This window comes from Micromonospora sp. NPDC005171 (genome assembly GCF_040608575.1).
Classification (GTDB): Bacteria; Actinomycetota; Actinomycetes; order Mycobacteriales; family Micromonosporaceae; genus Micromonospora.
This window is the reverse complement of the sequence record NZ_JBEXIM010000020.1, coordinates 69,972-96,931: the sequence shown is the minus strand read 5'-3', so window position 1 is coordinate 96,931 and position 26,960 is coordinate 69,972. Positions and strand designations below refer to the sequence as shown.

Annotated in this window: 19 protein-coding genes; 14 read left to right on the top strand and 5 right to left on the bottom strand. The window is 73.0% G+C overall.

The features are described from left to right. Positions 1-106: 106 nt before the first annotated feature. On the bottom strand, positions 107-376 hold the full coding sequence (locus tag ABZU74_RS22325; protein ID WP_355426992.1) for a hypothetical protein: 270 nt from the start codon (positions 374-376) through the stop codon (positions 107-109). 486 nt (positions 377-862) lie between these two features. Between ABZU74_RS22325 and trpC the strand changes: the two genes are divergently transcribed. From trpC to trpA, 3 genes are read left to right on the top strand one after another with little or no spacing between them, the layout of a single operon-like run. Then, complete coding sequence (gene trpC, locus ABZU74_RS22320) at positions 863-1,666, top strand: indole-3-glycerol phosphate synthase TrpC (protein ID WP_030334428.1); 804 nt, start codon at positions 863-865, stop codon at positions 1,664-1,666. A gap of 38 nt (positions 1,667-1,704) precedes the next feature. Further along, the gene (gene trpB, locus ABZU74_RS22315; RefSeq protein ID WP_355426989.1) at positions 1,705-2,943 is read left to right on the top strand and encodes a tryptophan synthase subunit beta; all 1,239 of its coding nucleotides are present in this window, start codon (positions 1,705-1,707) and stop codon (positions 2,941-2,943) included. A gap of 1 nt (position 2,944) precedes the next feature. Next, positions 2,945-3,748 (top strand): tryptophan synthase subunit alpha, encoded by an 804-nt coding sequence (trpA, locus tag ABZU74_RS22310; RefSeq protein ID WP_355426986.1) that lies wholly within the window; start codon positions 2,945-2,947, stop codon positions 3,746-3,748. A 229-nt stretch (positions 3,749-3,977) separates the two neighbouring features. Here trpA and ABZU74_RS22305 read toward each other — a convergent pair whose 3' ends face one another. Continuing rightward, on the bottom strand, positions 3,978-4,649 hold the full coding sequence (locus tag ABZU74_RS22305; protein WP_355426984.1) for an NUDIX hydrolase: 672 nt from the start codon (positions 4,647-4,649) through the stop codon (positions 3,978-3,980). Positions 4,650-4,751: 102 nt separating this feature from the next. Between ABZU74_RS22305 and lgt the strand changes: the two genes are divergently transcribed. Further along, positions 4,752-5,933, top strand: coding sequence for a prolipoprotein diacylglyceryl transferase (gene lgt / locus ABZU74_RS22300; protein ID WP_355426981.1), 1,182 nt, complete (start codon positions 4,752-4,754; stop codon positions 5,931-5,933). A 15-nt stretch (positions 5,934-5,948) separates the two neighbouring features. Then, positions 5,949-7,136, top strand: coding sequence for an NAD(P)/FAD-dependent oxidoreductase (locus ABZU74_RS22295; protein WP_355426978.1), 1,188 nt, complete (start codon positions 5,949-5,951; stop codon positions 7,134-7,136). 18 nt (positions 7,137-7,154) lie between these two features. Here ABZU74_RS22295 and ABZU74_RS22290 read toward each other — a convergent pair whose 3' ends face one another. After that, a complete protein-coding gene (locus ABZU74_RS22290) occupies positions 7,155-8,000 on the bottom strand; it encodes a GNAT family N-acetyltransferase (protein WP_355426975.1) in 846 nt (281 codons plus the stop codon). 144 nt (positions 8,001-8,144) lie between these two features. Between ABZU74_RS22290 and gltB the strand changes: the two genes are divergently transcribed. The 4 genes from gltB (at position 8,145) to ABZU74_RS22270 (ending at position 16,558) form a co-directional block, all read left to right on the top strand. Then, complete coding sequence (gene gltB / locus ABZU74_RS22285; protein ID WP_355426972.1) at positions 8,145-12,848, top strand: glutamate synthase large subunit; 4,704 nt, start codon at positions 8,145-8,147, stop codon at positions 12,846-12,848. Next, positions 12,841-14,376, top strand: a complete 1,536-nt coding sequence (locus tag ABZU74_RS22280) for a glutamate synthase subunit beta (protein WP_355426969.1) — start codon at positions 12,841-12,843, stop codon at positions 14,374-14,376. The genes gltB and ABZU74_RS22280 overlap by 8 nt, the downstream gene beginning before the upstream one ends. A gap of 175 nt (positions 14,377-14,551) precedes the next feature. Then, on the top strand, positions 14,552-15,949 hold the full coding sequence (locus ABZU74_RS22275) for an MFS transporter (protein WP_355426967.1): 1,398 nt from the start codon (positions 14,552-14,554) through the stop codon (positions 15,947-15,949). Between the two features lie 69 nt (positions 15,950-16,018). Beyond that, complete coding sequence (locus tag ABZU74_RS22270; protein WP_355426964.1) at positions 16,019-16,558, top strand: hypothetical protein; 540 nt, start codon at positions 16,019-16,021, stop codon at positions 16,556-16,558. 95 nt (positions 16,559-16,653) lie between these two features. Here the strand turns inward: ABZU74_RS22270 and ABZU74_RS22265 are convergent, their stop codons facing one another. Then, positions 16,654-18,186: a M1 family metallopeptidase gene (locus ABZU74_RS22265; protein ID WP_355426961.1), complete on the bottom strand. Its 1,533-nt coding sequence runs from the start codon at positions 18,184-18,186 to the stop codon at positions 16,654-16,656. A 145-nt stretch (positions 18,187-18,331) separates the two neighbouring features. Here ABZU74_RS22265 and ABZU74_RS22260 point away from each other — a divergent pair, with 145 nt between their 5' ends. From ABZU74_RS22260 to ABZU74_RS22245, 4 genes are all read left to right on the top strand, one after another. Next, positions 18,332-21,028, top strand: coding sequence for a hypothetical protein (locus tag ABZU74_RS22260; RefSeq protein WP_355426958.1), 2,697 nt, complete (start codon positions 18,332-18,334; stop codon positions 21,026-21,028). A gap of 97 nt (positions 21,029-21,125) precedes the next feature. Next, on the top strand, positions 21,126-23,657 hold the full coding sequence (locus tag ABZU74_RS22255; protein ID WP_355426956.1) for an FtsK/SpoIIIE domain-containing protein: 2,532 nt from the start codon (positions 21,126-21,128) through the stop codon (positions 23,655-23,657). After that, positions 23,654-24,640 (top strand): hypothetical protein, encoded by a 987-nt coding sequence (locus tag ABZU74_RS22250; protein WP_355426953.1) that lies wholly within the window; start codon positions 23,654-23,656, stop codon positions 24,638-24,640. Before ABZU74_RS22255 ends, ABZU74_RS22250 begins: the two co-directional genes overlap by 4 nt. Next, positions 24,640-25,101 (top strand): hypothetical protein, encoded by a 462-nt coding sequence (locus ABZU74_RS22245; protein ID WP_355426950.1) that lies wholly within the window; start codon positions 24,640-24,642, stop codon positions 25,099-25,101. Before ABZU74_RS22250 ends, ABZU74_RS22245 begins: the two co-directional genes overlap by 1 nt. Before the next feature lie 151 nt (positions 25,102-25,252). Here ABZU74_RS22245 and ABZU74_RS22240 read toward each other — a convergent pair whose 3' ends face one another. Continuing rightward, positions 25,253-25,624, bottom strand: a complete 372-nt coding sequence (locus ABZU74_RS22240) for a hypothetical protein (protein ID WP_355426947.1) — start codon at positions 25,622-25,624, stop codon at positions 25,253-25,255. A 695-nt stretch (positions 25,625-26,319) separates the two neighbouring features. On the opposite strand from ABZU74_RS22240, the gene ABZU74_RS22235 reads away from it, so the two are divergent. Beyond that, the gene (locus tag ABZU74_RS22235; protein WP_355426945.1) at positions 26,320-26,838 is read left to right on the top strand and encodes a hypothetical protein; all 519 of its coding nucleotides are present in this window, start codon (positions 26,320-26,322) and stop codon (positions 26,836-26,838) included. Positions 26,839-26,960: the final 122 nt, after the last annotated feature.

The window sequence follows — 26,960 nt, the reverse complement described above, 5'->3', positions numbered from 1 at the left end:
CGACGGCCGCCTGACGCGACGGCCGCCTGACGCGACGGCCGCCTGACGCGACGGCGGACTGACGCGGTGGCGGCGACGGCCCGGCTGAGGCCACGGCCGGCGGCGGTCAGCCGACCGGCTGGCGCTCCCACTGGGTGCGGCTACTGGCGGCGCGGGCGGCGGTCAGCTCGGCGACCAGGCGGTTCAGCTCGGCGCGTTGGTCGGCGCGGGCCCGGTCGGCGCAGACCGCCTCCCAGGCGTTGCCCCGTGCCGTCCGCATTCGTCCCTCGCCCACCACGGCCCGTTCGACGGTGTGCACCACTCCGACGGCGAGCGATGCCACCGTCCGCGAGATGGTGGTCAGTCCGATGGTCGAGTGCGGCTCGGAAATGCTCATGGTCACCTCGCACGAGGAGTTGCTGCGGTCGGGCAGGCGCGCCATCGAGTCTGCCCGAGGACGATGCTCGCCCGTCGACGTTTCGCCGCGGTGACCGCCCGGTCAACTGTCTCGCCTCGGCCGTGACCAGGCACCGTCCGTTCGGCCTTGAGCTTGCTCACAGCATCGACCGGCGTCGTTGTCGTGGGGCGCGGAGCGGGAACTGGTGGCATGATCGAGGGATCGGCCCGGTCTGACTGCGGCCGCCAGGCTCCATACCGCGTGACGGTGGTCGATACCGGAGGTGGCGCTGCGTGACAACCCCTTCACGGCAAGTCGGCCATTATGCCGCAGCCCTTTTCGTGAGCAGCGCCATACCCCCGGCATTCGGCGTCGGTCGGCTGCCCCTAGCATCGGCCCATGACGCCCGGAGAGGGGAGTCCGTTCGTGACTGCTGAGCATGCGCACGCGGAGGGGGACGAGGCCGGCCAGGCAGCGTCCGTAAGCGTGCTCGACGAGATTCTGGCCGGCGTGCGTGAAGACGTCGCCCGACGCCAGGAGCAGGTTCCGCTGGAGCGGATCCGTGAACTGGCAGCGGCTGCGCCGCCGCCCATGGACGCGTACGCGGCGCTGCGCAAGCCCGGCGTGGCCGTGATCGCCGAGGTGAAGCGCTCGTCGCCGTCCAAGGGCCGGCTGGCCGAGATCGCCGATCCGGCCGACCTCGCGGTCGACTACGCGGCCGGTGGGGCGCGGGCGATCAGCGTGCTGACCGAGGGGCGCTGGTTCGGCGGTTCGCTGGACGACCTGGCAGCCGTCCGTGCGGCGGTCACCGTGCCGGTGCTGCGTAAGGACTTCGTGGTCTCCAGCTATCAGATCCACGAGGCCCGCGCGCACGGCGCCGACCTGGTTTTGCTGATCGTCGCCGCACTCGAGCAGAACGTCCTGATGGGCCTGCTGGAGCGGATCGAGTCGTTGGGCATGACCGCTCTGGTCGAGGTGCACGACGAGGAAGAGGCCGACCGCGCGCTGGAGGCAGGCGCGCAGGTGATCGGGGTCAACGCCCGTGACCTGCGTACCCTGGAGGTCGACCGGTCGGTGTTCGAACGCATCGCGCCCGGCCTGCCGAGCAGCGTCGTCAAGATCGCCGAGTCTGGCGTTCGTGGCCCGCACGATCTGATCCGGTACGCCTCCGCGGGCGCCGACGCGGTCCTCGTGGGCGAGGGCCTGGTCACCCAGAAGAGCCCCCGCGAGGCGGTCGCCGAGTTGGTCAACGCCGGCAACCACCCGGCAACGCCCCGGCCGGTGCGCTGACCCCGCGCCGGTCTGACGTCCCACCGAGAGGATTCCCGATGAGCGCCGACGCGCTGGCCCCGGTGGCCAGCCCGCAGCCCGACTCCGCCGGCCACTTCGGCCGCTTCGGCGGTCGGTTCGTTCCCGAGGCCCTGGTGGCCGCGCTGGACGAGCTCGACGGGGCGTGGCGTACGGCAATGGCGGACGAGTCCTTCCGGGCCGAGTTCGGCGCGCTGCTGCGCGACTACGCCGGCACGCCTTCCCTGCTGTACGAGGCCCGGCGGTTTTCCGCGAAGGTCGGCGCGCGGGTGCTGCTCAAGCGTGAGGACCTCAACCACACCGGTGCGCACAAGGTGCGCAACGTGCTCGGCCAGGCGCTGCTCACCAAGCGGATGGGCAAGACCCGGGTGATCGCGGAGACCGGTGCCGGTCAGCACGGTGTCGCCACCGCGACCGCCGCCGCCCTGTTCGACCTGGAGTGCGTGGTCTACATGGGCCAGGTCGACACCGAGCGGCAGGCGCTCAACGTGGCCCGGATGCGGATGCTCGGCGCGACCGTCGTCCCGGTCACCAACGGCTCGCGCACCCTCAAGGACGCGATGAACGAGGCGATGCGCGACTGGGTGGCCAACGTCGACCAGACGCACTACCTGATCGGCACCGCCGCGGGCCCGCACCCGTTCCCGGCGATGGTGCGCGACTTCGTCCGGGGCATCGGTGACGAGGCCCGCCAGCAGTGCCTGGACCTCACCGGCGGGCTGCCGGACGCGGTCACCGCCTGCGTCGGCGGCGGCTCCAACGCGCTGGGCATCTTCCACGCGTTCGTGGGCGACGAGGCCGTGCGGCTGTACGGCTTCGAGGCCGGCGGCGACGGAGTGACCACCACCCGCCACGCGGCCAGCATCACCGGCGGGTCGGCTGGTGTGCTGCACGGCGCCCGCACGTACGTGTTGCAGGACGCCGACGGGCAGACCCTGGAGTCGCACTCGATTTCCGCAGGCCTGGACTACCCGGGCGTCGGCCCCGAGCACGCGTGGCTGCACGACACCGGCCGGGCCAACTATCTGCCGGTCACCGACGACGAGGCGATGGCCGCCTTCGAGTTGCTCTGCCGCACCGAGGGCATCATCCCCGCGATCGAGAGCGCACACGCGCTCGCCGGGACCGTCACGCTGGCCCCGAAGCTCGCCGCGGAGTTGGGCCGGGAGCCCACCATCGTGGTCAACCTCTCCGGGCGGGGCGACAAGGACGTGCACACCGCCGGCGACTACTTCGGCATCCTCGACAAGGAGCGGTGAGATGAGCCGGATCGGGGTGGCCTTCGACAAGGCCCGCGCCGACGGACGGGCGCTGCTGGTCGGCTGCATGCCGGCCGGTTTCCCCACCGTCGAAGGCAGCATCGCCGCGATGACCGCCATGGTCGAGGCCGGCGTCGACGTCATCGAGGTGGAGATCCCCTACTCCGACCCGGTGATGGACGGGCCGGTGATCCAGCGGGCCAGTGACATCGCGCTGGCCGGGGGCGTGCGCACCGCGGACACGATGCGCATCATCGAGGCGGTGGCGGCCACCGGTGCTCCGGTGGTCACCATGACCTACTGGAACCCGGTCGAGCGGTACGGCGTGGACGTCTTCGCCCGCGACCTCGCCTCCGCCGGTGGCACCGGCCTGATCACTCCGGACCTCATCCCCGACGAGGCCGACGAGTGGCTGGCCGCCTCGGACGCGCACGGGCTGGACCGCACGTTCCTGGTCTCGCCGTCGTCCACCGACGCCCGGCTGGCGATGACGGCGCAGCACTGCCGTGGTTTCGTCTACGCGACCGCCGTGATGGGGGTGACCGGCGCCCGGACGCGCACCTCCGACGCCGCTCCCACGCTGGTCTCCCGAGCCCGCGCGGTCACCGACCTGCCGATCGGGGTCGGCCTGGGTGTGGGCACCGGCGCGCAGGCCGGCACCGTCGCTGGTTACGCCGACGGGGTGATCGTGGGCAGCGCGCTGGTCCGGTGTGTGCTCGACGCGCCGACCGAGGCCGACGGGCTGGCCGCCCTGCGCACGCTCAGCGCCGAACTCGCCGAGGGCGTCCGCAACCCAACCCGCTGAGCCTGACCGGCTGAGCCCGGCCTCGTTGAGCCCGGCTGGCTGAACCCTCGGCGCTCGTGCCGGCGAGGCGGGGCGCCGGACCGCGCAGCGGGGGGAATGTCTGTCTGTTGAGCGGTATACCTGCGAGTCATATTTATGACCCACAGGTATACCGCTCAATTGAATGTGGCCTGGCAGGCGAGGCTGCCCGCGACGACGCGGCGGACCTTGGAACGGTTTGTCGGGCTGGTCAGGAGTGCACTGACGGATCCGCGGCCTCGCCGCGTTGCTCCGGTGGCTGCCCCGCCCCCGGACGCCCGTCCTGGCTGGTCCGCGGACGCTGCCCGTCCTGGCTGTCCTGCGGCCGCTTCGCGTCCTGGTCGGTTCCCGGCCGCCCGCTCCCGTCGGTCGCTGGCCGGTCTTCCTCGGCTGGGCGAGCCGCTGGCAGTGCCGCGGAGGTGAGAGTGCCGGCCACCCGGGGGACGTCGCGGAGCACGCCGGAGCGGCCGGTGGTCGCGTCGGTGACGGCGGCCCGGGTGAGCGGGGTGACCACCTCGGGCAGCGTGTCGGGAGAGTGCCAGGACAACCGGCATCCCGGCGGTGGGTCGGTGGCGGGTCGGACCCCGGCCGCGCGGGCCCGGAACACGTGCACGAGGACGTCGGGCAGCGGCCCTGCGCGTCCGGCCGCGGCCTCCCCTGCAGGGCCGGTCAGGTGGTAGACGCCGACCAGGTCGATCAGCTCGATGTCCCAGCCGGTCTCCGCGCGGATGTCCCGTAGGGCCGCCCGCACCGGGCCCTCGGCCGGGCGCAGCCGTCCGCCGGGCAGTGCGTAGCGGCGCGTACCCCGGCCCTGCTGGCAGAGCAGCACCCGACCGGTGTCGTCGGTGACGACCGCGGCGACCGCCCAGGTGAGCGCGCTCATGGACAAAGAGCCTACGGCGGTGCAAACCAGAAGTCACCGGGATGCGCGCCCCGGCGGCCCGGGGTGCCGCTGCGGGGGTGTGCAGCGGTAGCGTGTGCACCCGTGACCCACGCCTCGCTCTCCCCCCAGGCGGCCCTGCCCAGCCCCAGCACTGCGGTCTGGCAGCTCGGGCCGGTGCCGATCCGGGCCTACGCCCTCTGCATCATCGCCGGCATCGTGCTGGCCTGCTGGGTGACGGAGCGCCGGCTGCGGCAGCGCGGTGTCGCGCCCGGCGCGGTGCTCGACATCGCCGTCTGGGCGGTGCCCGCGGGCATCATCGGCGCCCGGATCTACCACGTGGTCACCTCACCGGAGAAGTACTTCGGCGCCGGTGGGGACCCGATGAAGGCGTTCGCCATCTGGGAGGGCGGTCTCGGCATCTGGGGCGCGGTCGCTGGTGGCGCGCTCGGTGCCTGGATCGCGGCCCGCCAGCTCGGCATTCCGTTCGGCGTGGTGGCCGACGCGCTGGCCCCCGGGCTGCCGCTGGCCCAGGCAGTCGGCCGGATCGGTAACTGGTTCAACAACGAACTCTTCGGTGGCCGGACCACCCTCCCGTGGGGCCTGGAAATCCATCGGATGGACCCGGACAACCCCGGGCACGCGCTCCGGGACGACGCCGGGCAGCCGATCCTCGAACCGGGTTTCTACCAGCCCACCTTCCTCTACGAGGCGCTGTGGAACCTCGGCGTCGTGGCCCTGGTCCTCGTCCTCGACCGCCGGCTCAAGCTGGGCCGGGGCCGGGCGTTCGCGCTCTACGTGATGGGTTACACCGTCGGCCGGTTCTGGATCGAGCTGATGCGCACCGACGAGGCCAACCAGATCCTCGGCGTCCGGCTCAACGTCTGGACCGCCGCCCTGGTCTTCCTCGGCGCCCTGATCTACTTCGTCCGGGTGCGCGGCCCCCGGGACTACCTGATCCCGCTCGGCCCGGCGGCGACGACGACCCCGCCACCCACGTCCGACCTGTCCCAGGTCGACCTCTCCGAGCGGGAGACCCCCACCCGGGCCGCCGTGCCGGAGGGCTACCGGGTGGTGAGCGAGGAGCAGTACGCCGCCTGGCAGGACACCGGCGTCGTACCACCGGCGACCCACGACGACTCCGGGCCGGACGACGGCGAGTCGTCCGGCGAAGCGACCGCGACCGACCTCGCGTCGAGCGAAGACGAGCCGGCGGACGATTCGTCCGCCGCGCGCACCGACCGGGCCGACGCCACCGGCGCGCGTCCCGCCGACCGGGACAGCTGAGCGGGGGCGGCACCGATGCGAAGCGCGGTGGTGGTCGGCGCAGGGGTCGGTGGCCTCGCGGTGGCCGGCGCGCTGGCCCGTTCCGGCTGGCAGGTCACCCTGTTGGAACGCGCCGAACGGGTCCGCCCCGAGCCGACCGCCGTGGTGCTCTGGCCCAACGGTGTCCGCGCGCTGCAGGCCCTCGGCCTCGGCGCCGGCCTGGCCGCCATCGCCACCCCGTTGCCCGACGGCGGGGTCCGTCGCCCGGACGGGCACTGGCTCGTGCAGCCCCGGCCCATCCCGGCCGACCGGATGCCGGTGGTGGTGCACCGGGAGGATCTGCACGACGCGCTGATCGCCGGCCTCGGCGAGCGGGTCGAACTGCGGACCGGGGTGACAGTGCGCCACGTCCGCGTCGATCCGGGCGAGCGACCGGCAGTCAACGACGGCCGGCACACCATCGAAGCCGATCTGGTGGTCGCCGCCGACGGCACGGACAGCGGCATCCGCCGCCAACTCGCGCCCGAGTCCCGGGTGGTCAGCTCCGGGTGCGCCGCCTGGCGGGCCGTCATCCCCTGGTACCAGGCGCCTCGACTCCCCGACGATCAACCGCTGGCCGGCGAGATTCTCGGCGCGGGTTACCGGTTCGTGGCCGCGTCGCTGGGCGAGCGCGGCTCCTCGGGCGGGTCCACCCGGGGCGGCATCTACTGGGTGGCCACCGCCGCCGGCGCGCCCCGCCCGGAGCCACCGGAGACCCAGCTCGCTCTGCTGCGCCGCTGGTACGCGGGCTGGCCCGCGCCGGTCGGCGCGTTGCTCGACGCCACCGACCCGACGGACCTGGTCCAACAGGAGGTTCGCGAGCTGCGTCCACTGCCCCGGGCGTACGGCTTTCCGGTCGGGCCCGGTGGGGTGGTGCTGCTCGGTGACGCGGCGCACGCCATGCCCCCGCACCTCGGGCAGGGTGCCTGCCTCGCGTTCGAGGACGCCGCCACACTCGCGTCGCTGTTGCGGGAGGCCCGGCTGCCCGACGCGGTGCAGGCGTACGACCGGGTGCGCCGCCCCCGGGCCGCGACAGTGGTCCGGCAGACCCGGCGGATGTCGGCAGTGCTCCAGACCCGGGGCCGGTTGGCGCTGCGCGCCCGGGACGCCGCGCTCGGCACGATCAACTCGCGACTGCTCTCCAGCGCCGCAGCCTCCGCCGCCCAGTGGCGCCCCCCGACCTGACCTGGGTCGCCGGGCAGGTCAGGGGATGAGGGCGGCGGGTTCGGCGATGCAGGCGGTGCCGATTCGGCGGAAACCGACCCGCAGGTAGACCCGCGCGATCTCCTCGCTGCCCGCGGAGAGGAAGACCAGTTTGGTGCCGGCCGCCAGCAGTTCCCGGGCCAGGGTGGCGGTGAGCGCGGCGCCCAGCCCGCGTCGCCGGGCGGACGGTAGGGTGGCCACCCCGGCGATCTCCGCGACGTCGTCCACCCGCATCGCCATGCCGCTGGCCAGCGCGCCCTCGGCCGGCGTGCCGGCCAGCGCGGAGATCCGTCGACCGTCGGCGATCCGGGCGCGCTCCTCGTCGAGCGCGGCCAGTTCGAGTTCGGTGACGGCGGCGTCGCGTTCGGCCGGGCCGGCCTCACCGGGGGCGGTGCCGGCGGCGGCGAACGACACCGCTGCCACCGCACGCCGGGCGGCGACATCGGCGGCGAAACTGGGGGAGTCCGCGGCCAGCACCCGCACCGCCGCGTCGGAGAGCGTCGCCGGGTCGGGCAGCGCGCTCGGGTCGAGCACCATCAGCGGCGCCTCCAGCACGCTGAGCCCCGCCGAGCGGGCCACCGCCAGCAGTTCGGGGGTCGTCTCGTGCACCCACTCGAAGGCTTCCGGCAGGCCCAGCTTCCGCTGGCGCTCGCGGACCGAGGTCACGTCGGCCAGCGACGGCGGCTCGGTGGCGTCGATCCGGGGGCGGGCGTAGAACGGCCAGCCGACGCCTTCGCGGACGAACAGCACCAGTCCGCCATGATCCTCCGCACCGGCGGCGTCGCGGGGCACCGCGTCGTAGAAGCGTTCCAACCGGTCGAAGACGTGCTTGTGTCGCGGATCCACCGCGCGAGACTACACGTCCCAGCCAGTGGACGGTGTGATCAATCTTGAGTGGCCGTGCGACCCCGGCCCTAACGTAGACTCAATAGACCCACGGGCCGACGTCGTCCCCACCATGATCCAACCTGAGTGACGACAGGAGGCCCGGTGGCTCAGCCGTACGCGGACACAGAACAGCCGCACCCGCACAGCCCGCAGGCGTCCCCGACGCCCCACCCCCGTCCGTCCGCCCAGGGCCTCTACGACCCGGCCCAGGAGCACGATGCCTGCGGCGTGGCCTTCGTGGCGGACCTGCACGGCCGGCGTTCACACTCGGTCGTCGCCAACGGGCTCGGCGCGCTCTGTCGGCTGGACCACCGGGGCGCCCGCGGCGCGGAGCCGAACACCGGCGACGGCGCGGGCATCATGATCCAGGTGCCCGACGCGTTCCTCCGCGCGGTGGCCGACGTCGCGCTTCCCCCGGCGGGCGAGTACGCCACCGGGCTGGTCTTCCTTCCCGACGACGATGCCGCCGAGGCGCGTGCCCGTCGGGTGGTCGAGAAGTACGCGCTGGTCGAGGGAGCCGACGTGCTCGGTTGGCGGGACGTGCCGACCGACCCGAGTGACCTGGGCGAGACCGCTCTGGCGGCGATGCCCCGGATTCGGCAGCTCTTCCTGGCCGCGCACCGCCTCACCGACGCGCCCGACGGGCCGGCCGGTTCTCCGCTGCGCGGCATCGAACTGGACCGGGTGGCGTTCTGCCTTCGTAAGCAGGCCGAACGGGAGACCGCCGAGCGGGGCGTCCCGGCGTACTTCCCGTCGTTGTCCAGCCGCACCATGGTCTACAAGGGCATGCTCACGCCCGACCAGTTGCCGGCGTTCTACCCGGACCTGCGCGACGAGCGGGTGGACAGCGCCATCGCGCTGGTGCACTCCCGCTTCTCCACAAACACCTTCCCCTCCTGGCCGCTGGCGCACCCGTACCGGTTCATCGCCCACAACGGCGAGATCAACACGATCCGGGGCAACCGCAATTGGATGCAGGCCCGGGAGGCGCTGCTGCGCTCGCCGAACGTGCCGGGCAACATCCGGCGGGTCTTCCCGGTCTGCACCCCCGCCGCCTCCGACTCGGCGAACTTCGACGAGGTCCTGGAGTTGCTGCACCTGGCCGGGCGGAGCCTGCCGCACGCGGTGCTCATGATGATCCCCGAGGCCTGGGAGAACGACCCGGGGATGGACCCGGCCAAGCGTGCCTTCTACCGCTTCCACGCCAGCCTGATGGAGCCGTGGGACGGTCCGGCGTCGGTGGCCTTCACCGACGGGGAAATCGTCGGCGCGGTGCTGGACCGCAACGGGCTGCGCCCGGGGCGCTGGTGGCAGACCGACGACGGGCTCGTGGTGCTCGGCTCCGAGGCGGGCGTGCTCGACCTCGACCCGGCCCACGTGGTCGCCAAGGGGCGCCTTCAGCCGGGCCGGATGTTCCTGGTCGACACGGTGGCCGGGCGGATCGTGCACGACGAGCAGATCAAGTCCGAGTTGGCCGCCGCCCAGCCGTACGGCGAGTGGCTGCACGCCGGGCTGATCGAGTTGAACGACCTGCCGGCCCGCGAGCACACCGTCTACACGCACGATTCGGTGCGCCGCCGGCAGCAGACCTTCGGCTACACCGAGGAGGAGTTGAAGATCCTGCTCGGGCCGATGGCCCGCACCGGCGCCGAACCGCTCGGCTCGATGGGTACGGACACCCCGATCTCGCCGTTGTCGACCCGGCCGCGGCTGCTCTACGACTACTTCCACCAGCTCTTCGCCCAGGTCACCAACCCGCCGCTGGACGCCATCCGCGAGGAGTTGGTGACCAGCCTGGCGTCGACGATCGGGCCGGAGGGCAACCTGCTCGATCCGGGTGCGGCGAGCTGCCGGCAGATCGTGCTCCCGCACCCGATCATCGACAACGACGAGTTGGCGAAGATCCTCTGCATCGACGAGGACGGCGACCTGCCCGGCTTCAAGGCGGTCCGGGTCTCCGGGCTGTACCGGATCCGGGAGGGCGCCGCCGGGATCAAGGCGCGGCTGACCGAGATCTGCCGGCACGTCTCCGAGGCGATCGAGGACGGCGTGCGCATCCTGGTGCTCTCCGACCGGGACTCCAACGCCGACCTGGCGCCGATCCCGTCGTTGCTGCTCACCGCCGCCGTGCACCAGCACCTGGTGCGTGAGCAGACGCGTACGCAGGCGGCGCTGATCGTCGAGTCCGGCGACTGCCGGGAGGTGCACCACGCGGCGGTGCTGATCGGCTACGGCGCGGCGGCGGTCAACCCGTACCTGGCGTTCGAGTCGGTGGAGGACATGATCGCCACCGGCACGTTGGCCGGGGTGGAGCCGGTTGCCGCGGTGCGCAACTACGCGAAGGCGCTCGGCAAGGGCGTCCTGAAGATCATGTCCAAGATGGGCATCTCGACGGTCTCCTCGTACTGCGGTGCGCAGGTCTTCGAGGCGGTCGGCCTGGACAGCCGGCTGGTCGAGCGTTACTTCCGGGGCACCCCCAGCCGCATCGGCGGGGTGGGTCTCGCGGGCGTGCACACCGAGGTGGCCGCCCGGCACGCGTTGGCCTGGCCCCCGGCCGGCACCGTCAGCTCCGACCGGTTGGAGGTCGGTGGCGAGTACCAGTGGCGCCGCGAGGGTGAGCTGCACCTGTTCAACCCGGAGACGGTCTTCCTGCTGCAACATGCCACTCGCAGCCGGCAGTACGACGTCTTCCGCAAGTACACCGCCAAGGTCGACGCGCTCGCCGCGCAGGCCGGCTCGCTGCGCGGGCTGTTCACACTGCGCACCGGGGTCCGCCCGGCGGTGCCGCTCGAGGAGGTCGAGCCGGCCAGCGAAATCGTCAAGCGGTTCGCCACCGGCGCCATGTCGTACGGGTCGATCTCCGCGGAGGCGCACGAGACGCTCGCCATCGCCATGAACCGGCTCGGCGGCAAGTCCAACACCGGTGAGGGCGGCGAGGACGTCGAGCGGTTGCACGACCCGGCCCGTCGTTCGGCGGTCAAGCAGATCGCCAGCGGGCGGTTCGGTGTGACGAGCGAATATCTGGTCAACGCCGACGACCTCCAGATCAAGATGGCTCAGGGCGCCAAGCCGGGTGAGGGCGGTCAGCTGCCCGGTAACAAGGTCTGGCCGTGGATCGCCCGGACCCGGCATGCGACCCCCGGCGTGGGTCTGATCTCCCCGCCGCCGCACCACGACATCTACTCCATCGAGGACCTCGCCCAGCTGGTGCACGACCTGAAGTGCGTCAACCCGGCGGCCCGGGTGCACGTCAAGTTGGTCAGCGAGGTCGGCGTCGGCACGGTCGCCGCCGGGGTGGCGAAGCTCAAGGCGGACGTCATCCTGATCTCCGGGCACGACGGTGGCACGGGCGCCTCCCCGATGAACTCGCTCAAGCACGCCGGCACCCCCTGGGAGCTGGGGCTGGCCGAGGCGCAGCAGACGTTGCTGCTCAACAAGCTGCGCGATCGGGTCACCGTGCAGGTCGACGGCCAGCTCAAGACCGGCCGGGACGTGCTGATCGCGGCGCTGCTCGGTGCGGAGGAGTTCGGCTTCGCGACCGCGCCGCTGATCGTCGAGGGCTGCGTGATGATGCGGGTCTGTCACCTGGACACCTGCCCGGTTGGCATCGCCACCCAGAACCCGGTGCTGCGGGAGCGCTTCACCGGAAAGCCGGAGTTCGTGGAGAACTTCTTCCTCTTCCTCGCCGAGGAGGTCCGGGGTTACCTGGCCGAGTTGGGTTTCCGCTCGATCGAGGAGGCGATCGGGCAGTCCGAGCTGCTCGACGTGGCCCCGGCGGTGACGCACTGGAAGGCGCACGGGTTGGACCTGGCGCCCGTCCTGCACCTGCCGGAGCTGCCCGCGGGTGCGGCCCGACGCGGGGTCCGCGCCCAGGATCACGGCCTGGAGCAGGCACTCGACAACGAGCTGATCGCTCTGGCCCGTCCGGCTCTGGCGGACGGGGCGCCGGTTCGGGTCGAGGTGGCGGTGCGCAACGAGCACCGCAGCGTCGGCGCGATGCTCGGCGGTGAGGTGACTCGTCGCTTCGGCGGCGCCGGCCTTCCCGAGGACACCATCGAGTTCGTGCTGCACGGCACGGCTGGGCAGTCGTTCGGCGCGTTCCTGCCGCGCGGGGTGACCCTGCGTCTGCACGGCGACGCCAACGACTACGTGGGCAAGGGCCTTTCCGGGGGCCGGCTCATCGTCCGTCCGGACGCCGCCGCGCCGTTCCTCGACCCGGACGCCGAGCCGGGCCAGCGGGCCGAGGATCAGATCATCGCTGGCAACACCATCCTGTACGGGGCCACGGCGGGCGAGGTCTTCCTGCGCGGCCGGGTGGGGGAGCGGTTCGCGGTCCGTAACTCCGGCGCGATCGCCGTGGTCGAGGGCGTCGGTGACCATGGCTGTGAGTACATGACCGGCGGCACGGTGGTGGTGCTCGGCGCGACCGGTCGGAACTTCGCGGCCGGCATGTCCGGCGGCACGGCGTTCGTGCACCACCTGGACCGGGCCCGGGTCAACGCGGAGCTGGTCGACCTGTTGCCGCTGGGCGAGCAGGAGCAGTCGCTGCTGCACGAGCTGGTCCAACGGCACGTGGCCGAGACCGGGTCGGCGGTCGCCGAGGAGCTGCTCAAGCGGTGGCCGGAGGCGGTGGCCGAGTTCACCGCGGTGATACCCCGCGACTACCGCCGGGTGCTGGAGATCATGCGGGCCGCCGAAGCAGCCGGCCGCGACGTCGACGACGCGGTGATGGGCGCGCTGAGCGCGCCGGCCGCGCCGGTGCCGCCCGCCCCGCGGGTGGCTGCCCAGGAGGTGGCACGTGCCTGACCCGAACGGTTTCCTGCGCTACGACCGGCGGTTGCCGGCCCGCCGCCCGGTGCCGGTGCGGATCAGCGACTGGCGGGAGGTGTACCCGCCGGCCGGCGAGGAGCTGGTCCGCGAGCAGTCCACCCGCTGCATGGACTGCGGCATCCCGTTCTGCCACGACGGCTGCCCGCTGGGCAATCGCATCCCGGACTGGAACGATCTGGTGCGTACCGGCAACTGGGACGCCGCGGTGGAGTCGCTGCACGCCACCAACAACTTCCCGGAGTTCACCGGCCGGCTCTGCCCGGCGCCCTGTGAGGCGGCCTGCGTGCTCGGCATCTCCGGTGGTCAACCGGTGACCATCAAGCAGGTCGAGGTGGAGATCGCCGACGCCGCCGCGGCGCGGGGGTTCACCCCCCGCCCGGTGCCGGCGCCGTCGGGCCGGTCGGTCGCCGTTGTCGGCTCCGGGCCCGCCGGCCTCGCCGCCGCCCAGCAGTTGGCCCGCGCCGGTCACGCGGTGACGGTGTACGAACGCGACGACGCGATCGGTGGCCTGCTCCGGTACGGCATCCCCGACTTCAAGTTGGAGAAGCGGCACATCGATGCCCGGCTGGCTCAGCTCACCGCCGAGGGGGTGCGTTTCCGCACCGGTGTGAACGTCGGGGTGGACGTCACCGCCGAGCAGTTGCGCGCCGAGCACGACGCGGTGTTGCTGGCCGCTGGGGCGTTGCAGGGCCGGGACACCCCGGAGACTCCTGGGCGGGCGCTTCGGGGCGTCCACCAGGCGATGGCGCACCTGGTCGCGGCGAACCGCGCGGTCGCCACCGCGGCAACCGACCAGGCCGGCGTGGTGGCCACCGGTGAGCGTCGGCTGGCGCCGGCGGTGTTGCCGGACGGCACCCCCATCGACGCGGCCGGCAAGCATGTGGTGATCATCGGCGGCGGTGACACGGCGGCGGACTGTCTCGGCGTCGCCCACCGTCAGGGCGCCGCGGGCGTGCACCAGCTCGACCTGTACCCGCAGCCGCCGCAGGAGCGCGACGAGGCGCGGGACCCGTGGCCGACCTGGCCGTGGGTGTTGCGCAGCTACCCGGCGCACGAGGAGGGTGGCGAGCGGGTCTTCGCGGTGGCGGTGCAGGAGTTCGTGGACGACGGCACCGGCCAGGTGCGGGCGGTGCGGATCGCCGAGGTGACAGTGGAGAAGCGCGACGGCCGGCGGGTCGTCACAGTGGTGCCGGGTTCCGAGCGGGAGCTGCCGGCCGATCTGGTGCTGCTGGCGATCGGCTTCGAGGGCACCGAGCAGCAGCCGCTGCTGGCCCAGTTCGGCGTGGCCCGTAACCCGCGGGGCGCCATTGACGCCAACGACGAGTGGCAGACCGAGGCCGACGGTGTGTTCGTGGCCGGTGACATGCACCGGGGCGCCTCGCTGATCGTCTGGGCCATCGCCGAGGGGCGGGCGGCCGCCGCCGCCATCCACGGCTATCTGGGCGGTGTTGGCGCGCTGCCGGCCCCGGTGGGCCCGACCGCGCAGGCCCTCGCCGCTCGCTGAGTCGCGGGCGTCCGGTCGGTGCGGCGGTTCCCGCTGCCGCGCCGACCGGACATTCCCGCTGGTGAAGCCGCTCACAAACGTGGGCAAAAAGGTTTGAGCCGGCAAGACTTGTCGGCTGCCGAACCGCGCCGCGATCGGTGTGAATGATCATGCTGCCGATCGTTGGAGGGTCGTCGTGGCCAGAGGTGCCACCTTCGCCGCGTTGCGCCACCGCAACTACCGGATCTGGGCGCTCGCCGGCTTCGTCTCCGTCATCGGCACCTGGATGCAGGTCCTCGGGGTCAACTGGTACGTCCTGAAGGAAACCGGCTCGGCGACGTCCATGGGCTTCGCCGTGCTGCTCCAGGCGGCGCCCACGTTGCTGCTCAGCGTCTGGGGTGGTGTGCTGGCCGACCGACTACCGGCCCGCCCGCTGCTGATCACCGCCCAGGTCGCCCACGCGACGCTCGCCGCCGGACTGGCGGCGGTCGCCCTGACCGGGGTCGGCGGCCTGCCGCTGATCTTCGCGATCTCCCTGGCCACCGGTGCCGTCTCGGCGATCGAAGGCCCGGTGATGGGCCGCTGGGCCGCCAGCCTCGTCGACCGGGAGACGCTGGGCAACGCCCTGGCGCTCGGTTCGCTCACCAACTCCGCCGGCCGCATCCTCGGCATGAGCCTCGGTGCCGTGGTGGTGGCCGCCGTCGGCCCCGCCCTGCTGTTCGGCGTCAACGCGGCCAGCTTCGCCGCCGTGGTGGTGGCGCTGTTCGCCGTACGCCCGGGGGCGGTGCCCGGCCTTCCCGTTCCGGACGGCGGCCCGACCCGGGGCGGTGTCCGGGCCGGATTCGCCTACCTGCGGGGGCAGCCGGTGCTGCTCGTCGCGCTCGCCCTGTCGTTCGTGCTCGGCAGCCTGGGCCGCAACTACCAGGTGACCATGGCTGCGATGAGCGACGGTCCACTGGACTCCGGCGCCTCCGGGTACGGCCTGCTCTCGACAGTGTTCGCTGTCGGAACGGTGGTGGGTGCGCTCGTCGCGGCCCGGCGGCGTTCCCTGGGCTACCGGACGCTTGTCGTCGCGGGCCTGTTCGCCAGCGGGATGCAGATCGTCGCCGGCCTCGCGCCGGGCACCTGGAGTTTCGCCGCGGTGATCCTGCCGATCGCCGCCGCGGCGGTGGTCATCGACACCACAGTCGGCACCCGCGCCCAGCTCGACACCGACGGCGCGATGCGAGGCCGGGTGCTCGCCGCCCTGGCGGTCACCGGCTCGGTCTCCGCCGCCGTCGGCGCCCCGCTGCTCGGCTGGCTCGCCGAACACGCCGGCCCCCGTCAGACGCTCGTCCTCGCCGGATCCGCCGCGGCGATCGCCACGGTGGCGGCCGGCGTCGCACTGGACCGGCAGCGTGGCCGCGCGGCGACCCTCGCGCTGGTCGTGCCGCGGCCCCGTCATCCGGTACGACGGGCCGCGTTCCGGGCCGCCCGCATCGTCCGGCCCACCGGGGCGGTCTGTGCCATCGCGCCCGCCCAGGCCGGTGCGGTTCGGTCGGGCGGGGTCCGGCTCAGGGAGTTGGCCGCAGTCGGGCCGGTGGCGAACCGCTGAGACAGCTGTCACCCTCGGTGGCCCGCTTGCGGGACAGGGCGACACGAAGATCATCGTTACGCTGCGATCATGGAGATCGAGGAACGCCTACGGCGGACTCGCCGATGGCTGTGGATCGTGCTGATCGGGCTCTTCCTGAGCGGTGTCACAGCGTTTCCGCTGGAGATCGAGGTCCGCTGGCTGCTGCGCGCACTGGACCCGCTCGCCGACCAGCTGCCCGCGCTGGTCGCCTGGATCGAGCGGGTGCACACCGGGCTGGTGACGGCCGGCGAGGACTACCCGTTCCTGCTCTACGGCACCGACTGGCTGGCCTTCGCCCACCTGGTGCTGGCGGTGGCGTTCTGGGGGCCGCTGCGCGACCCGGTACGCAACGTCTGGGTGGTGCAGGTCGGCATGATCGCCTGCGCGGGCATCGTCCCGCTGGCGCTGATCTGCGGTCCGCTCCGGGACATCCCCTGGTTCTGGACGCTCGTCGACCTGTCCTTCGCGGTCGGGGCGTTCCCGCCGCTCTGGTTCGCGTACCGGCACATCCGCGCCATCGAGGCGAGCACGGCCGGAGCGACCGGTGCCCCGTCGGGGGCGGGCCGGTCGGCGACACCGGCATCCTGAACCGCACGCCCCGCGCACCCTCGCCACGCCTGTTCGGCGCAGGACGACGGAAGGCCCGCCGCGCGGGCGACGGGCCTTCCGGGTGGAGCCTGCCGCTAGTGCGACATCAGGTGACGGGCCTCGCGGATCTTCGCCCAGGACTTGGGCTCGGTCGGCGGGGCGGCCTTGCGGGCGGTGGTGGCCACGTCCGGCCGGCCGGCGGTGAACAGCCAGGTGGTGAAGAGCTCGTCCAGGTCCAGACCGGAGATCCGCTCGGCCAGCGCCTGGAACTGCTCGATGGTGCCGTTGCCGTACCGGTGCTCGGCGGTCCAGGTCGGCAGGATCTCGAAGAACGCGTCGTCGCCGACGGCCAGCCGCAGCTGGTGCAGGGTCATCGCGCCCCGGTCGTAGACGGCGTTGTCGAAGACCCGAGCGGCGCCCGGGTCACCGGGCAGCACCTGCCAGAACTCGTCGTCAGCCGGGTAGCTGGCGTAGGTGAAGTCGAAGACCTCCTGGGCGGTGCCCTCACCCTGCTCCTCCGACCAGAGCCACTCGGCGTACGAGGCGAAGCCCTCGTTGAGCCAGATGTTGCGCCACTCGGCCACCGAGACCGAGTCACCGAACCACTGGTGGGCGTTCTCGTGCACCACCACGTACGTGTTGGCGCCGCGCCGCCAGAAGCCCGGCCCGTACACCGGTCGGGTCTGCGTCTCCAGGGCGAAGCTGATGCCGTCGATCGGCCCGGCCACGCCGCCCTGCGCCTCGAACGGGTACGGGCCGAAGATCCCGCTCTCCCAGTCGACGATCTCGCCGGTCCGCTCGATGCTGGCCCGGGCGGCCGGCCCGAGCGCGCCCAGCGAGGTGCTGTACGCGTTGATCACCGGCTGGCCGCCCGGGGTGGTGTCGGTGACGATGTCGTACTGGCCGATGGCCATGAAGGCCAGGTAGGTGGCGGTGGGAGAGGTGGTCCGCCAGATCCACCGGGTGCGGTTGCCGGCCTCGGCCAGCGGCGGCCTCGGCTGCACACCGTTGCTGATCACCTCGACGCCGGTGGGCACCGACACCGAGATGTCGTAGGTGGCCTTGTCCAACGGGTGGTCGTTGCTCGGGAACCACCACCACGCCGACTCGGGCTCGTTGACGGCGAGGGCGCCGTCGTCGGTACGCGTCCAGCCGGTGTAACCGTTGACCAGGGCCTCCGACGGGACACCGGAGTAGCGCACGACGATGGTGAGCTGTTGACCCCGGGTCACCGTGCGGGCCGGGGTGACCACCAGCTCGTGCGCCCCGGCGGTGCTGGTGCTCGCCGCCCAACCGTTGACCCGGACCGACTCGACGTCGAGCAGGAAGTCCAGATTGAACGTCGAGAGGTCCTGGGTGGCGGTGGCGAGGATGGTGGTGGTGCCGGTGAGCAGGTCGGTGGCCGGTTCGTAGCGCAGCCGGACGTCGTAGTGCCCGACGTCGTAGCCGCCGTTGCCGTAGTCGGGGAAGTAGCTGTCGCCCAGTCCGGGCGCGCCGGGTTGCGGCGCCGCGGAGACGACCGGACGGCCCCAGGCCGTCGGGGCGGCCTGGCCGGGGGTGCCGGCGAGCATGGTGCCGGCGGTGGTGAGGGTCAGGGCGGTGGTGGCCGCCGTGAGGACTCGTCGCACGGGGTGGACTCCCTCCATCGGGTGTTCGCCACGCCAACCTAATCGACAACTGTGAACGTCGCCGGCCCGCCACACCTATGATCGGACGCCGGCATCTGGCGTGCCTTGCGTCACAAGGTCACACTGAGTTGATCGGAGGTGACACGTGCGGCGGTCGGAGTTGCCCAAGCGGGAGTTGATCGGCCAACGGCAGTCGACCGCCAGCCGGGAGCGACTGCCACCCGGCGGGTTGGAGTTGTTCGCGCTGCTCGCCCGGCTGCTGCGGCGACCCCGTCGCGGTGACCGCCGGCTGCCGCTGCTGTGGCTGGTCCGCTCCGACACCGCGGATCTGATGGTGCCGCTGCGCCGGTTCCTCGGTCAGGGCCCTCGGCGGCGGGTCCCGCACGCCGTGCTGGACGCCGAGGTGCCGCCCGGCGCCGGGGACGTGCCGGCGTTGCTGCGCGAACTGCACCGGCAGCTCTCCCTGGAGGCCTTCGGCGCCGCCCGACTGCGTTTCCGGCACTATCCGCTCGCCGACTGGTTGATGCAGCAGAGCCTGAGCCTGGGCGTGGACGCCGACGACAGCCGCGCCGCCCTGGTCCGCCGGCTGCGCGACCGCAAGGGCCCGCGCACGCCGGAGGCGTTGCCGTCCGGCGGCGACGCGGTGAGCATCGTCTCGCAGGTGCTGCTCTGGCTGGTCCGTCGCGCCGTGCCGGGGGTGGTCTTCCGGGCTGCCGTCTCCGGTCGGGTGCCGGTGCTCGGGCGGCACTACAACTGGTTCATGCGCCAGCAGTACCTGGCGCCCCGGCAGTCGGTCACCTTCCTCGGCTTCGCCGAGCGCCTCACCGCGGGCTGGCGCGACGGGGAACAACCCGACCAGGTCAACAAGCTGCTGCTGCACGCGTTCCTGGAGGACCTGCGGCAGGCGTACCGGCGTCGGCCGTGGCGTCCGTCGGACTGGCGGCGCACCGCGTACCCGGCGCTGCTGGTCGACAACGTCGCACCCGGCAACGTCGGCGGGGAGCTGGTCCGCCTGATCGGCGACGTCCGCACCGAGACCGGCCGCAACGACCCGCTGCTGATCGTCGCGTCCGGTGGGCAACCCCCACCGGACCTGCCCGAACCGCACCCGTTGACAGAGGCCGACGAGGCGTACGACGAGTGGGCCGGGGCGCTGCCGGAGATGCGGCGGCTGCGCCGCCCGGCCACCTGGCTGGTGGCGCTGCGTCCCGACGAGACCGACACCGGCCCACCGTCCCGTGGCGGGTTGCGGCCCTTCTCCGCGCCCGACCCGCCGTGGTGGTCGCGGCGCTTCCTGCCGGCGGCGCTCTGCCTGGTGCTGGTGGCGGCGCTCGGCCTGTGGGTGACCAGCCGGTGGGGGCCGGGCTGTCACCCCACCCTCACCGGCCAGGTATCGGTCGAGGTGGTCGCCAGCGGCGAGTGTGTCGGCTACAGCGACAGCGCCGCGCAGGTGTTCAACAACGACCCCGGCCAGGACCGGCTGCGCACCGTCCAGGAGCGCATCTTCGCGCAGAACCGCGCCGCCGAGGAGGTCTGGCAGCGCAGCGACCGACGACGGCCCTTCCTCACCCTTGTCTACCTCGGCACCCTCACCGGCAACCGGACCCGCGCGGACGAGGAGTCGTACGTCTCCGAGCGTGAGGAACTGGAGGGGATGGCCACCGCCCAGTACGCGTTGCTGAAGGAGTCGGCCGGCGCCGACGGCGCGGCGCTGCTGCGCATCGTGGTGGCCAACGGCGGCCGGCAGATGATCTACGCCGACCGGGCCGTGGCGATGCTCGCCGAGCTGGCCCGGGACGACCCCACTGTGCTCGGGGTGGTCGGGCTGGTGGAGAGCCGCAGCAGCACCGCCCGCGCGCTGCGCGAGCTGAACCAGGTCGGGCTGCCGGTGCTGGCGCCCACCCTCTCCGCGGACAAGATGGACGCCAACTCCCGCCTCTACCTGCAGATCTCCGCGCCGAACAAGGACCAGGTGAAGCTGGTCGACGCGTACGCCAAGCAGGTGCTGAAGGTCAACGAGGCGCACGTCTTCTACACCACACTGGAGGGCAGCTCGCTCACCGAGGACCTCTACGTGGGCACCCTCGTCGACGGGCTCCGACAACAGTTCGGGCCGCGGATCACCCGCCTCGACGAGTGGCGCACCGGACAACGACTGACCGACGAGTGCGGCTACCCCGGGCTGCTCTTCTACGCGGGACGGTGGTCGGAGTTCGACGGTTTCCTGCGGGCGCTGCGCGAGTGCGGCGGCAACCCGCCCCGGCACCTCGTCGCCGACGACTCGGCCAACAGGTACATGGCCAACCCGGGGCTGCGCGCCGCCGCGCCCGGCAACCTGCCCGTCACGTACGTCTCCAAGGCGTCCCTGGCCACGTGCGCGGCGCTGCGGGCCGCCCAGGACCGGCGCGACGACGACGCGCGGGCCAGCTTCCTGTCCTGGATCCAGGCCGGCGACCTGCTCGACCCGCCGCGCTGCCGGCCGGGCTCCGAGGAACAGGTCGGCGAGCGCGTCAGCCTCGCCTACGACGCGTCGATGATGCTGGTCCGGGCGGTGGAGAGCCTCGCCGCCCGGCTGCACCACGCCGACCCCCGGCAACGCTGGGAGCCGGATTCGGTCAACCCGGTGGGCGTGCACGCCGAGGTGCTCCGGCAGAACGCTGGCCAGGGCTACCCGGGGGTGGCCGGGCTGATCCGGTTCACACCCGACTCGGGGGAGCCGGTCGACAAGCGGCTGGCCCTGATGCGGGTGGAGCAGGTGCCCGACGTGGCGAGGACGCCGGTGGAGGTGTTCCGCTGCGGGGCGGCCGACGCGTCCGGTCCGACGACGTGCGGCCCCGCCTGACCGGTCCGGCGTGACACGTCCTCGCAGGACTGTCCGGGTGCCGCCGGTGTCCGTTAGGGTTCCTGGGACCAGGCGGCCGTGGCGTTGGGGGCAGAGGGTGGGCAGGCTCGCGTCGGCGTACGGGCAGGCGGTCAACTCCCACCGGGCGGCTCGGGCGCATCTGGACACCGCGCGCAACGCCCTGGGGTCGGCACCGACCTCCGCCGCGCCGGTCGGCGCCGATGACCTGGTGACCCGCCTCGCCCGCCTCGGCGCTGCCCTGGCCACCCCCGCCCCGGGCGTCACGCCGCTGACCGACGAGCCGGTCGCGGTGCGGATCGGCGAGGCGTCCACAGCGGACGGCAGCTTTCCGGTGCTAGTCCCGCTCGGTGGCGGCCACCACCTGGCAGTGGACACCGACGCCCGCGACCCGCAGGTCGCCGGGCTGCTGCGGGCGCTGGTGCTGCGGCTGGTCGCCACCGCGCCGCCCGGTCAGGTCCGCGTCGCCGGCATCGACACCGCCGCGCTCGGCGCCACCTTCGGCCCGCTGCGCCCACTGCTCGACGCCGGGGTGCTCGACCCGCCGGCCACCAGCGAGGCCGAGGTGGCCGCGCTGGTGGACGCCGCCGAGCAGCACGCCCGCGCCGCGCAACACGGTCAGCCCGCCGCCCGCCGACTGCTGGTGGTGGTCGCCACCGCCGCGCCGCCGCCGCGCGAACTGGCCCGGCTCGCCGCGCTCACCCACGCCGGCCCGGCCGCCGCCGTGTGCGTGCTGCTCGCCGGCCACCCGTCCCGGCTGCCCGGCGAGACCCCGCCGCCGCTGGGCGGCACCACAGCGGTGCGGCTCAACCAGGGGTACGCGCACGTCGGCGACCCGCCCGGCACCCCGTTCAGCGCCGACGGCAGCGGGCTCGCCGCACCCGTCCTGCTCGACGGCGACCCGCCGCCCGCCTCGGTACGCGCGCTCGCCGAACACCTCGGCACCGCCACCCGTCGCGCCGACGCGTTGCCCTTCACCGACCTGCTGCCCGAACAGCGCTGGGCCGAGTCCGTCGGCAACGGCCTGCGGACGGTGATCGGCCGGGCCGGGGGCACCGCGCTGACGCTCGCCTTCGACGACGCCACCCCGCACTGGCTGGTCGGCGGGCGCACCGGCGCCGGCAAGACGGTCTTCCTCCTCGACGTCCTCTACGGGCTGGCCGCCCGCTACTCGCCGGCCGAGTTGCAGCTCTACCTGCTCGACTTCAAGGAGGGCGTGAGCTTCACCGAGTTCGTGCCCACCCGTCGGGACCCGTCCTGGCTGCCGCACGCCCGTGCCGTCGGCATCGAGTCCGACCGCGAGTACGGTCTCGCCGTGCTGCGCGAGCTGCGCCGGGAGGCGCAGCGCCGGGCCACCGCACTCAAACGGCACGGCGTCACCAAGCTCGCCGACCTGCCCCGGGACAATCCGCTGCCGCGCATCGTGACCGTCATCGACGAGTTCCACGTCCTGCTCGCCGGCAACGACGCGTTGGCCCGCGAGTCCGTCGACCTGCTGGAGGAGTTGGCCCGCAAGGGCCGCTCGTACGGCATCCACCTGGTGCTGGCCAGCCAGAGCATGACCGGCATCGAAGCCCTCTACGGGCGGGCCGAGGCGATCTTCGGGCAGTTCGCGTTGCGGGTGGCGTTGCCCGGCGGCGGCGGGGTGCTCGACCAGCTCAACGCCGCCGCCGCGGCCCTACCGGTCGGCTCGGCCGTGGTCAACACCGCGGCCGGCGCGGTCGGCGCGGACACCGTGCTGCGCTTCCCGGACGCGCACGCCGCCGCGGCGGACCTCGCCGCGCTACGCCATGAGCTGTGGCAGGCCCGCCCGCCGGGCTCGCGGGCGCCAGCGGTCTTCAAGGGGTACGAGGCCGCGCGGATCGAGGACGACACCACGTTCGCCGGGCTGCGCCCCGGTGGTCGACGCCCGATGGCCCTGGTCGGCCGAACCGTCGACGTGCACGGCACCACAGCACTGTTCCTGATGGACACCACCCCCGGCCGGCACCTCGCCGTGGTGGGCACCGCACCGACCGGCGCGGACGTGCTGCGCGCGGCGACGCTCAGCCTGGCCCGCCAACACGCCCCCGGCGACGCCCGCTTCCAGCTGGCCTGCCTGGTCACCGCCGCCGACCCGGTCGCCGACGACACCGAGACGGTGCTGCGGGCCGCCGGCCACCCGGTGCAGCGCCTCGACACGGCCGGGCTGCGCGACCGGATCGCCGCGCTGGCCGCCGAGCCCGCCGGCCGCGAATACCTTGTGGTGTTCGGCATGGACGCCGCCGCGCCCGTCCTCGGGGCCACCGACCCCGGCACCTTCCGCTCCGGCCTGGACGACCTGCGTACCGTCCTGCGCCAGGGCCCCGGGCAGGGGGTGCACCTGCTCGGCTGGTGGCGGGGGCTGCGCCGGCTCGCCGACGACCTCGGCGGCACCCAGAACCGCGACGACGTCGCCTGCCTGGTCGCGCTCAACGTGCCCGGCGCCGAGCTGGCCCTGCACCTCGGCGCCCACGACCTGACCTACACGCCCCGCGCCGACCGGGCGCTGCTGATCGACCGGCACGACCAGCGGACCCGGCTGATCGTCCCGTTCGTCGGTGACGGGCACGAGCCGGACGGGGAGCGGTGACAGTGTCCTTCGAGGAGTACGCGGCGCTGGCCCGGCAACTCTCCGCGCAGCACCGCGCCGGGGAACAGCACGCCGCCGCCGAGTCCGCGCGTCGGCGCGACCTGCACGCCGCCGTCGACTACCTCCAGCAGCGGTTGACCGCTCAGGGGCAGCGCCTCGACCAACTCGGTCGAGCCATCGGCATCGACCAGCCAACCGCAGCCCCAGCCCCTGCCCCTGGCTCGGGCCCGGGGACGGCGGGTGAGGCCGCCGCCTGGCCCGGCCCACCGTCCGGCTCCGGTGCAGCGTCCGCTGCCCGCTCCGGCTCCGGCTCCGGCTCGGTGCCGGCTGGCGGCTCCGGCTCCGGCTCGGTGTCGGCTGCCGGCTCTGGTTCGGGCTCAGCTGTGGGGTTCGGCCCCTCCACCGCGCCCGGAACCGGGGACGGGGGACCCGCCGGCGCAGCCGGCGCGCCAGGGGTGGCGGGGGTCGGGGCGTATTCCCAGTTGCCGGCGGGGGAGGCGCGGCTGGCGCTGCCGACGGCGGTGAGCCCGGCGGGCGGCGGGGTGCCCGCGCAGCGTGCGGCGGCGGCCGACCCGGCGGTGGAGTTGGAGCTGGCCCGGCGGATGGCCGACGAAGCCGACCGGCACGGGCAGCAGGCGGAGTTGCTGGCCCAGCGGCCCGCGCTGCTGCCGACGTGGTCGCCGCTGGCCCGGGCGGTCGCCGTCTACGCCGGGTGCGGCGTGGCGGCGGGGGTGCTCGTGCTGATCCTGGTGCTCGCCTCCGGCGTCGGTCTGGTCGACGGGTTCACCCTCGGCGCGTGGATCTGCGCGGGGTTGCCGGCGGTGGCGTTCTTCGGCGGGTACCTGGTGCTGGGCCGGTGGGGGCGGCCCGCGATGGTCGCCGGCACCCCGCCGCGATACCTGCCGCTGGGGTTCCTGATCTGCTTCCTGCTGGTGCCGATGGCCTACTGCGCGTACCTGCTGATGGTCCGCGGCCTGCGCTGATGACCGCCGACCTGGCATCCGGTCTGCGATTCGCCGCGCAGCCGGTCGTCAGCGTGTTCGTGCCGGGCGTCCCGGCCCGGGTTCCGGAGTTCGCCGACGGCGACGTCGTGCCGGTCGCTGTGCAGGCCTATTCCCTTGAGCGGGACGATCGGTACGCCTGCGTCACCGAGTACGACGTGGTCTTCGACGAACTGCCACCGCTGCTGCACCGCTACCTGACCCACTGCCTGCGGGTCGCCTGTGCCGCCGGCGAGACCGTGGTCTGGCTCGGCTTTGAAGGCTCGTTCCACTTCGACCAGCTCCTCACCGAGGCGAACGCGCCGCAGGTGTACGGGGTCTGCGCGCCCGGCGGCGAGCCCGTTGTGACCCCGGATCTGCGAACCCTCGCGACACCGCAGTGGCGACTGCTCGTCGCCGCACACCGGGGCCTGTTAGGCGGCGGATCCTGGTCGGGCCGCTGACACGCCGGCATCGACCCGGCCCGGCGCGCTCCCGGGCTGTTCCGGCCGTGATCCACTCGGCTTTGCTGAAGTCGCGGTGTCCGGGCCGGCGGGATACCGCGACTTTCTTGACCTCGTGATGATCTTCGGCCAGTCGGTTCCCGGTTGGCGGCTAGTCCAGGTGGTAGGTGATGCTGCCGGCGTCGCTGAACCTCTGTGCGGTGCCGCTGTTCGACGGGCTGAAGACGCGGCAGGCGCAGCCCTCCCCGGGTTGGCCCGCTGACGCTTCGGCGTAGTACCAGACCTGACCCACCTGGGCCGTGAACGTGCGGCTGGTCCGCGGTGGCACAACGATCGCCTTGTGCGGCTCGCAGTCAGCGTCGAAGAGCCACAGCACGTAGGGCTCGCTGGTCGTCGAGGCAGTGCCGCGCACCGGGTCACCCCATCCGTCGGCGGGGATGTCGCGTTGGAAAAACGCCACCGCGTCCTGGCCCTTGGTCTTGGCGATGCAGGCCGGGTCGAGTGGCGCCTGCGATTCTGGCATCGGCTCGGGAACGTCAGTTGCTGACGAGGATGACTGGAGGCTGCTGAGGATGCTCTGCCCGTCACCGGTCGCCACGGTGGCGACGAGCAGGAGGGAGAGAATCCCGAGAAGACCGCCGGACAGCCCGATGACACGAGCCCGGCGACCACGGCCGGCCGTGTTGGTGCCTGTCCTCTGAGACGTCAACCCGCGTCACTCCCCTAGGCACCTGGCCGGCCTCTGTCGAGTGGCTGAGGCTGTCAGCACCACTCCGCTTCCCGACCAGCGAGTCTATGAGGTCTTGCGCTCCGGCATTGTCCCGAACCTGGTGTGGCGGCCCGCACCCGACCACTCCACTCCGTGCGCCGTCGCCGGGAGCGCCTCGATCGCCACGGTCGCCTGGACGGACGATGCCGCCATCCATTGTGTTCTCCTCGGTGCCGTAGTCTCGCGCCCCGTGCGCTATCGGTGCGCGCAATCCGCTTGCCAAGGCCCTGGATCGTCACACCTCGGCGTCTGGTGAGCGGTAGGGCGAAAGGTTGGTCAGGGAATTGCAGGGACAGACGTCCACCCACGTTGAGTCGAGGTCGGCCGGGGGCGGGAATGCGGCGTCGCCGGTCAACGCCGATTCTGCCGCAGGAACGGCGACGCCTCGCTCCGAACAGGAGTCGGGGCTGTCGGTCGTCGCCGCATCACAGCAGGCCGGCGCGGGCGCGGTGGTTGCCGGTTTCGGGCTGATCGCCGTCGGCGCTGTCGCCGGCTGGCTGATCTGGCGCAGCGGCGCCTCCGCGGCGAAGATCCAACCCGAGGACACCACTGGCGTGTTCCTCACCCTGTTGGTCTTCGCAGCAGCTGTCGAACGGATCCTCGAACCGTTCTCACGGTGGCTGCCGGGACGCGCCGCCGAGGCCGCGTTGTCCCGGACGGTGACCGACGTGAACAGCCGGGTCGACGGCCCCACCGAGGCTGACCGCGAGACGGTCGCCGTGGCTACCGCCAAGGTCGCGCGGGCGAGGGCGAACCGCACCATCGTCGCGTGGGGTCTCGCGAGCGGGTTGGCCACCGTGGCGTCCAGCGCCGGCGGGTTCTACGTTCTGCACGCGGTCGCCGGTGCCGACTGGAACGGGGTGGCCGTCTGGGTCGATGCCGTGGTGACCGGTGTGATGGTCGGCAGCGGTACCAAGCCGTTGCACGATTTGATCACCCGGGCACAGAGCGGCCCGCCGTCGCCGTAGCCCGCCACGTGGCGAGCTACCGGGCCTGGGGTGCGTTGCCGGGCCTGCCTGGCGTGTTGCCGGGCATGATCCACTCGGATTTACGGAAGTTGGGGTATCCGTGCTGGCGGGATACCCCGACT

Excerpts from the sequence above, each read along its gene's own strand:
- ABZU74_RS22325 (WP_355426992.1), bottom strand. The coding sequence starts at position 376 with ATGAGCATTTCCGAGCCGCACTCGACCATCGGACTGACCACCATCTCG.
- trpB (WP_355426989.1), top strand. The coding sequence starts at position 1,705 with ATGAGCGCCGACGCGCTGGCCCCGGTGGCCAGCCCGCAGCCCGACTCC.
- trpA (WP_355426986.1), top strand. The coding sequence starts at position 2,945 with ATGAGCCGGATCGGGGTGGCCTTCGACAAGGCCCGCGCCGACGGACGG.
- ABZU74_RS22305 (WP_355426984.1), bottom strand. The coding sequence starts at position 4,649 with ATGAGCGCGCTCACCTGGGCGGTCGCCGCGGTCGTCACCGACGACACC.
- ABZU74_RS22295 (WP_355426978.1), top strand. The coding sequence starts at position 5,949 with ATGCGAAGCGCGGTGGTGGTCGGCGCAGGGGTCGGTGGCCTCGCGGTG.
- ABZU74_RS22270 (WP_355426964.1), top strand. The coding sequence starts at position 16,019 with ATGGAGATCGAGGAACGCCTACGGCGGACTCGCCGATGGCTGTGGATC.
- ABZU74_RS22245 (WP_355426950.1), top strand. The coding sequence starts at position 24,640 with ATGACCGCCGACCTGGCATCCGGTCTGCGATTCGCCGCGCAGCCGGTC.
- ABZU74_RS22240 (WP_355426947.1), bottom strand. The coding sequence starts at position 25,624 with ATGCCAGAATCGCAGGCGCCACTCGACCCGGCCTGCATCGCCAAGACC.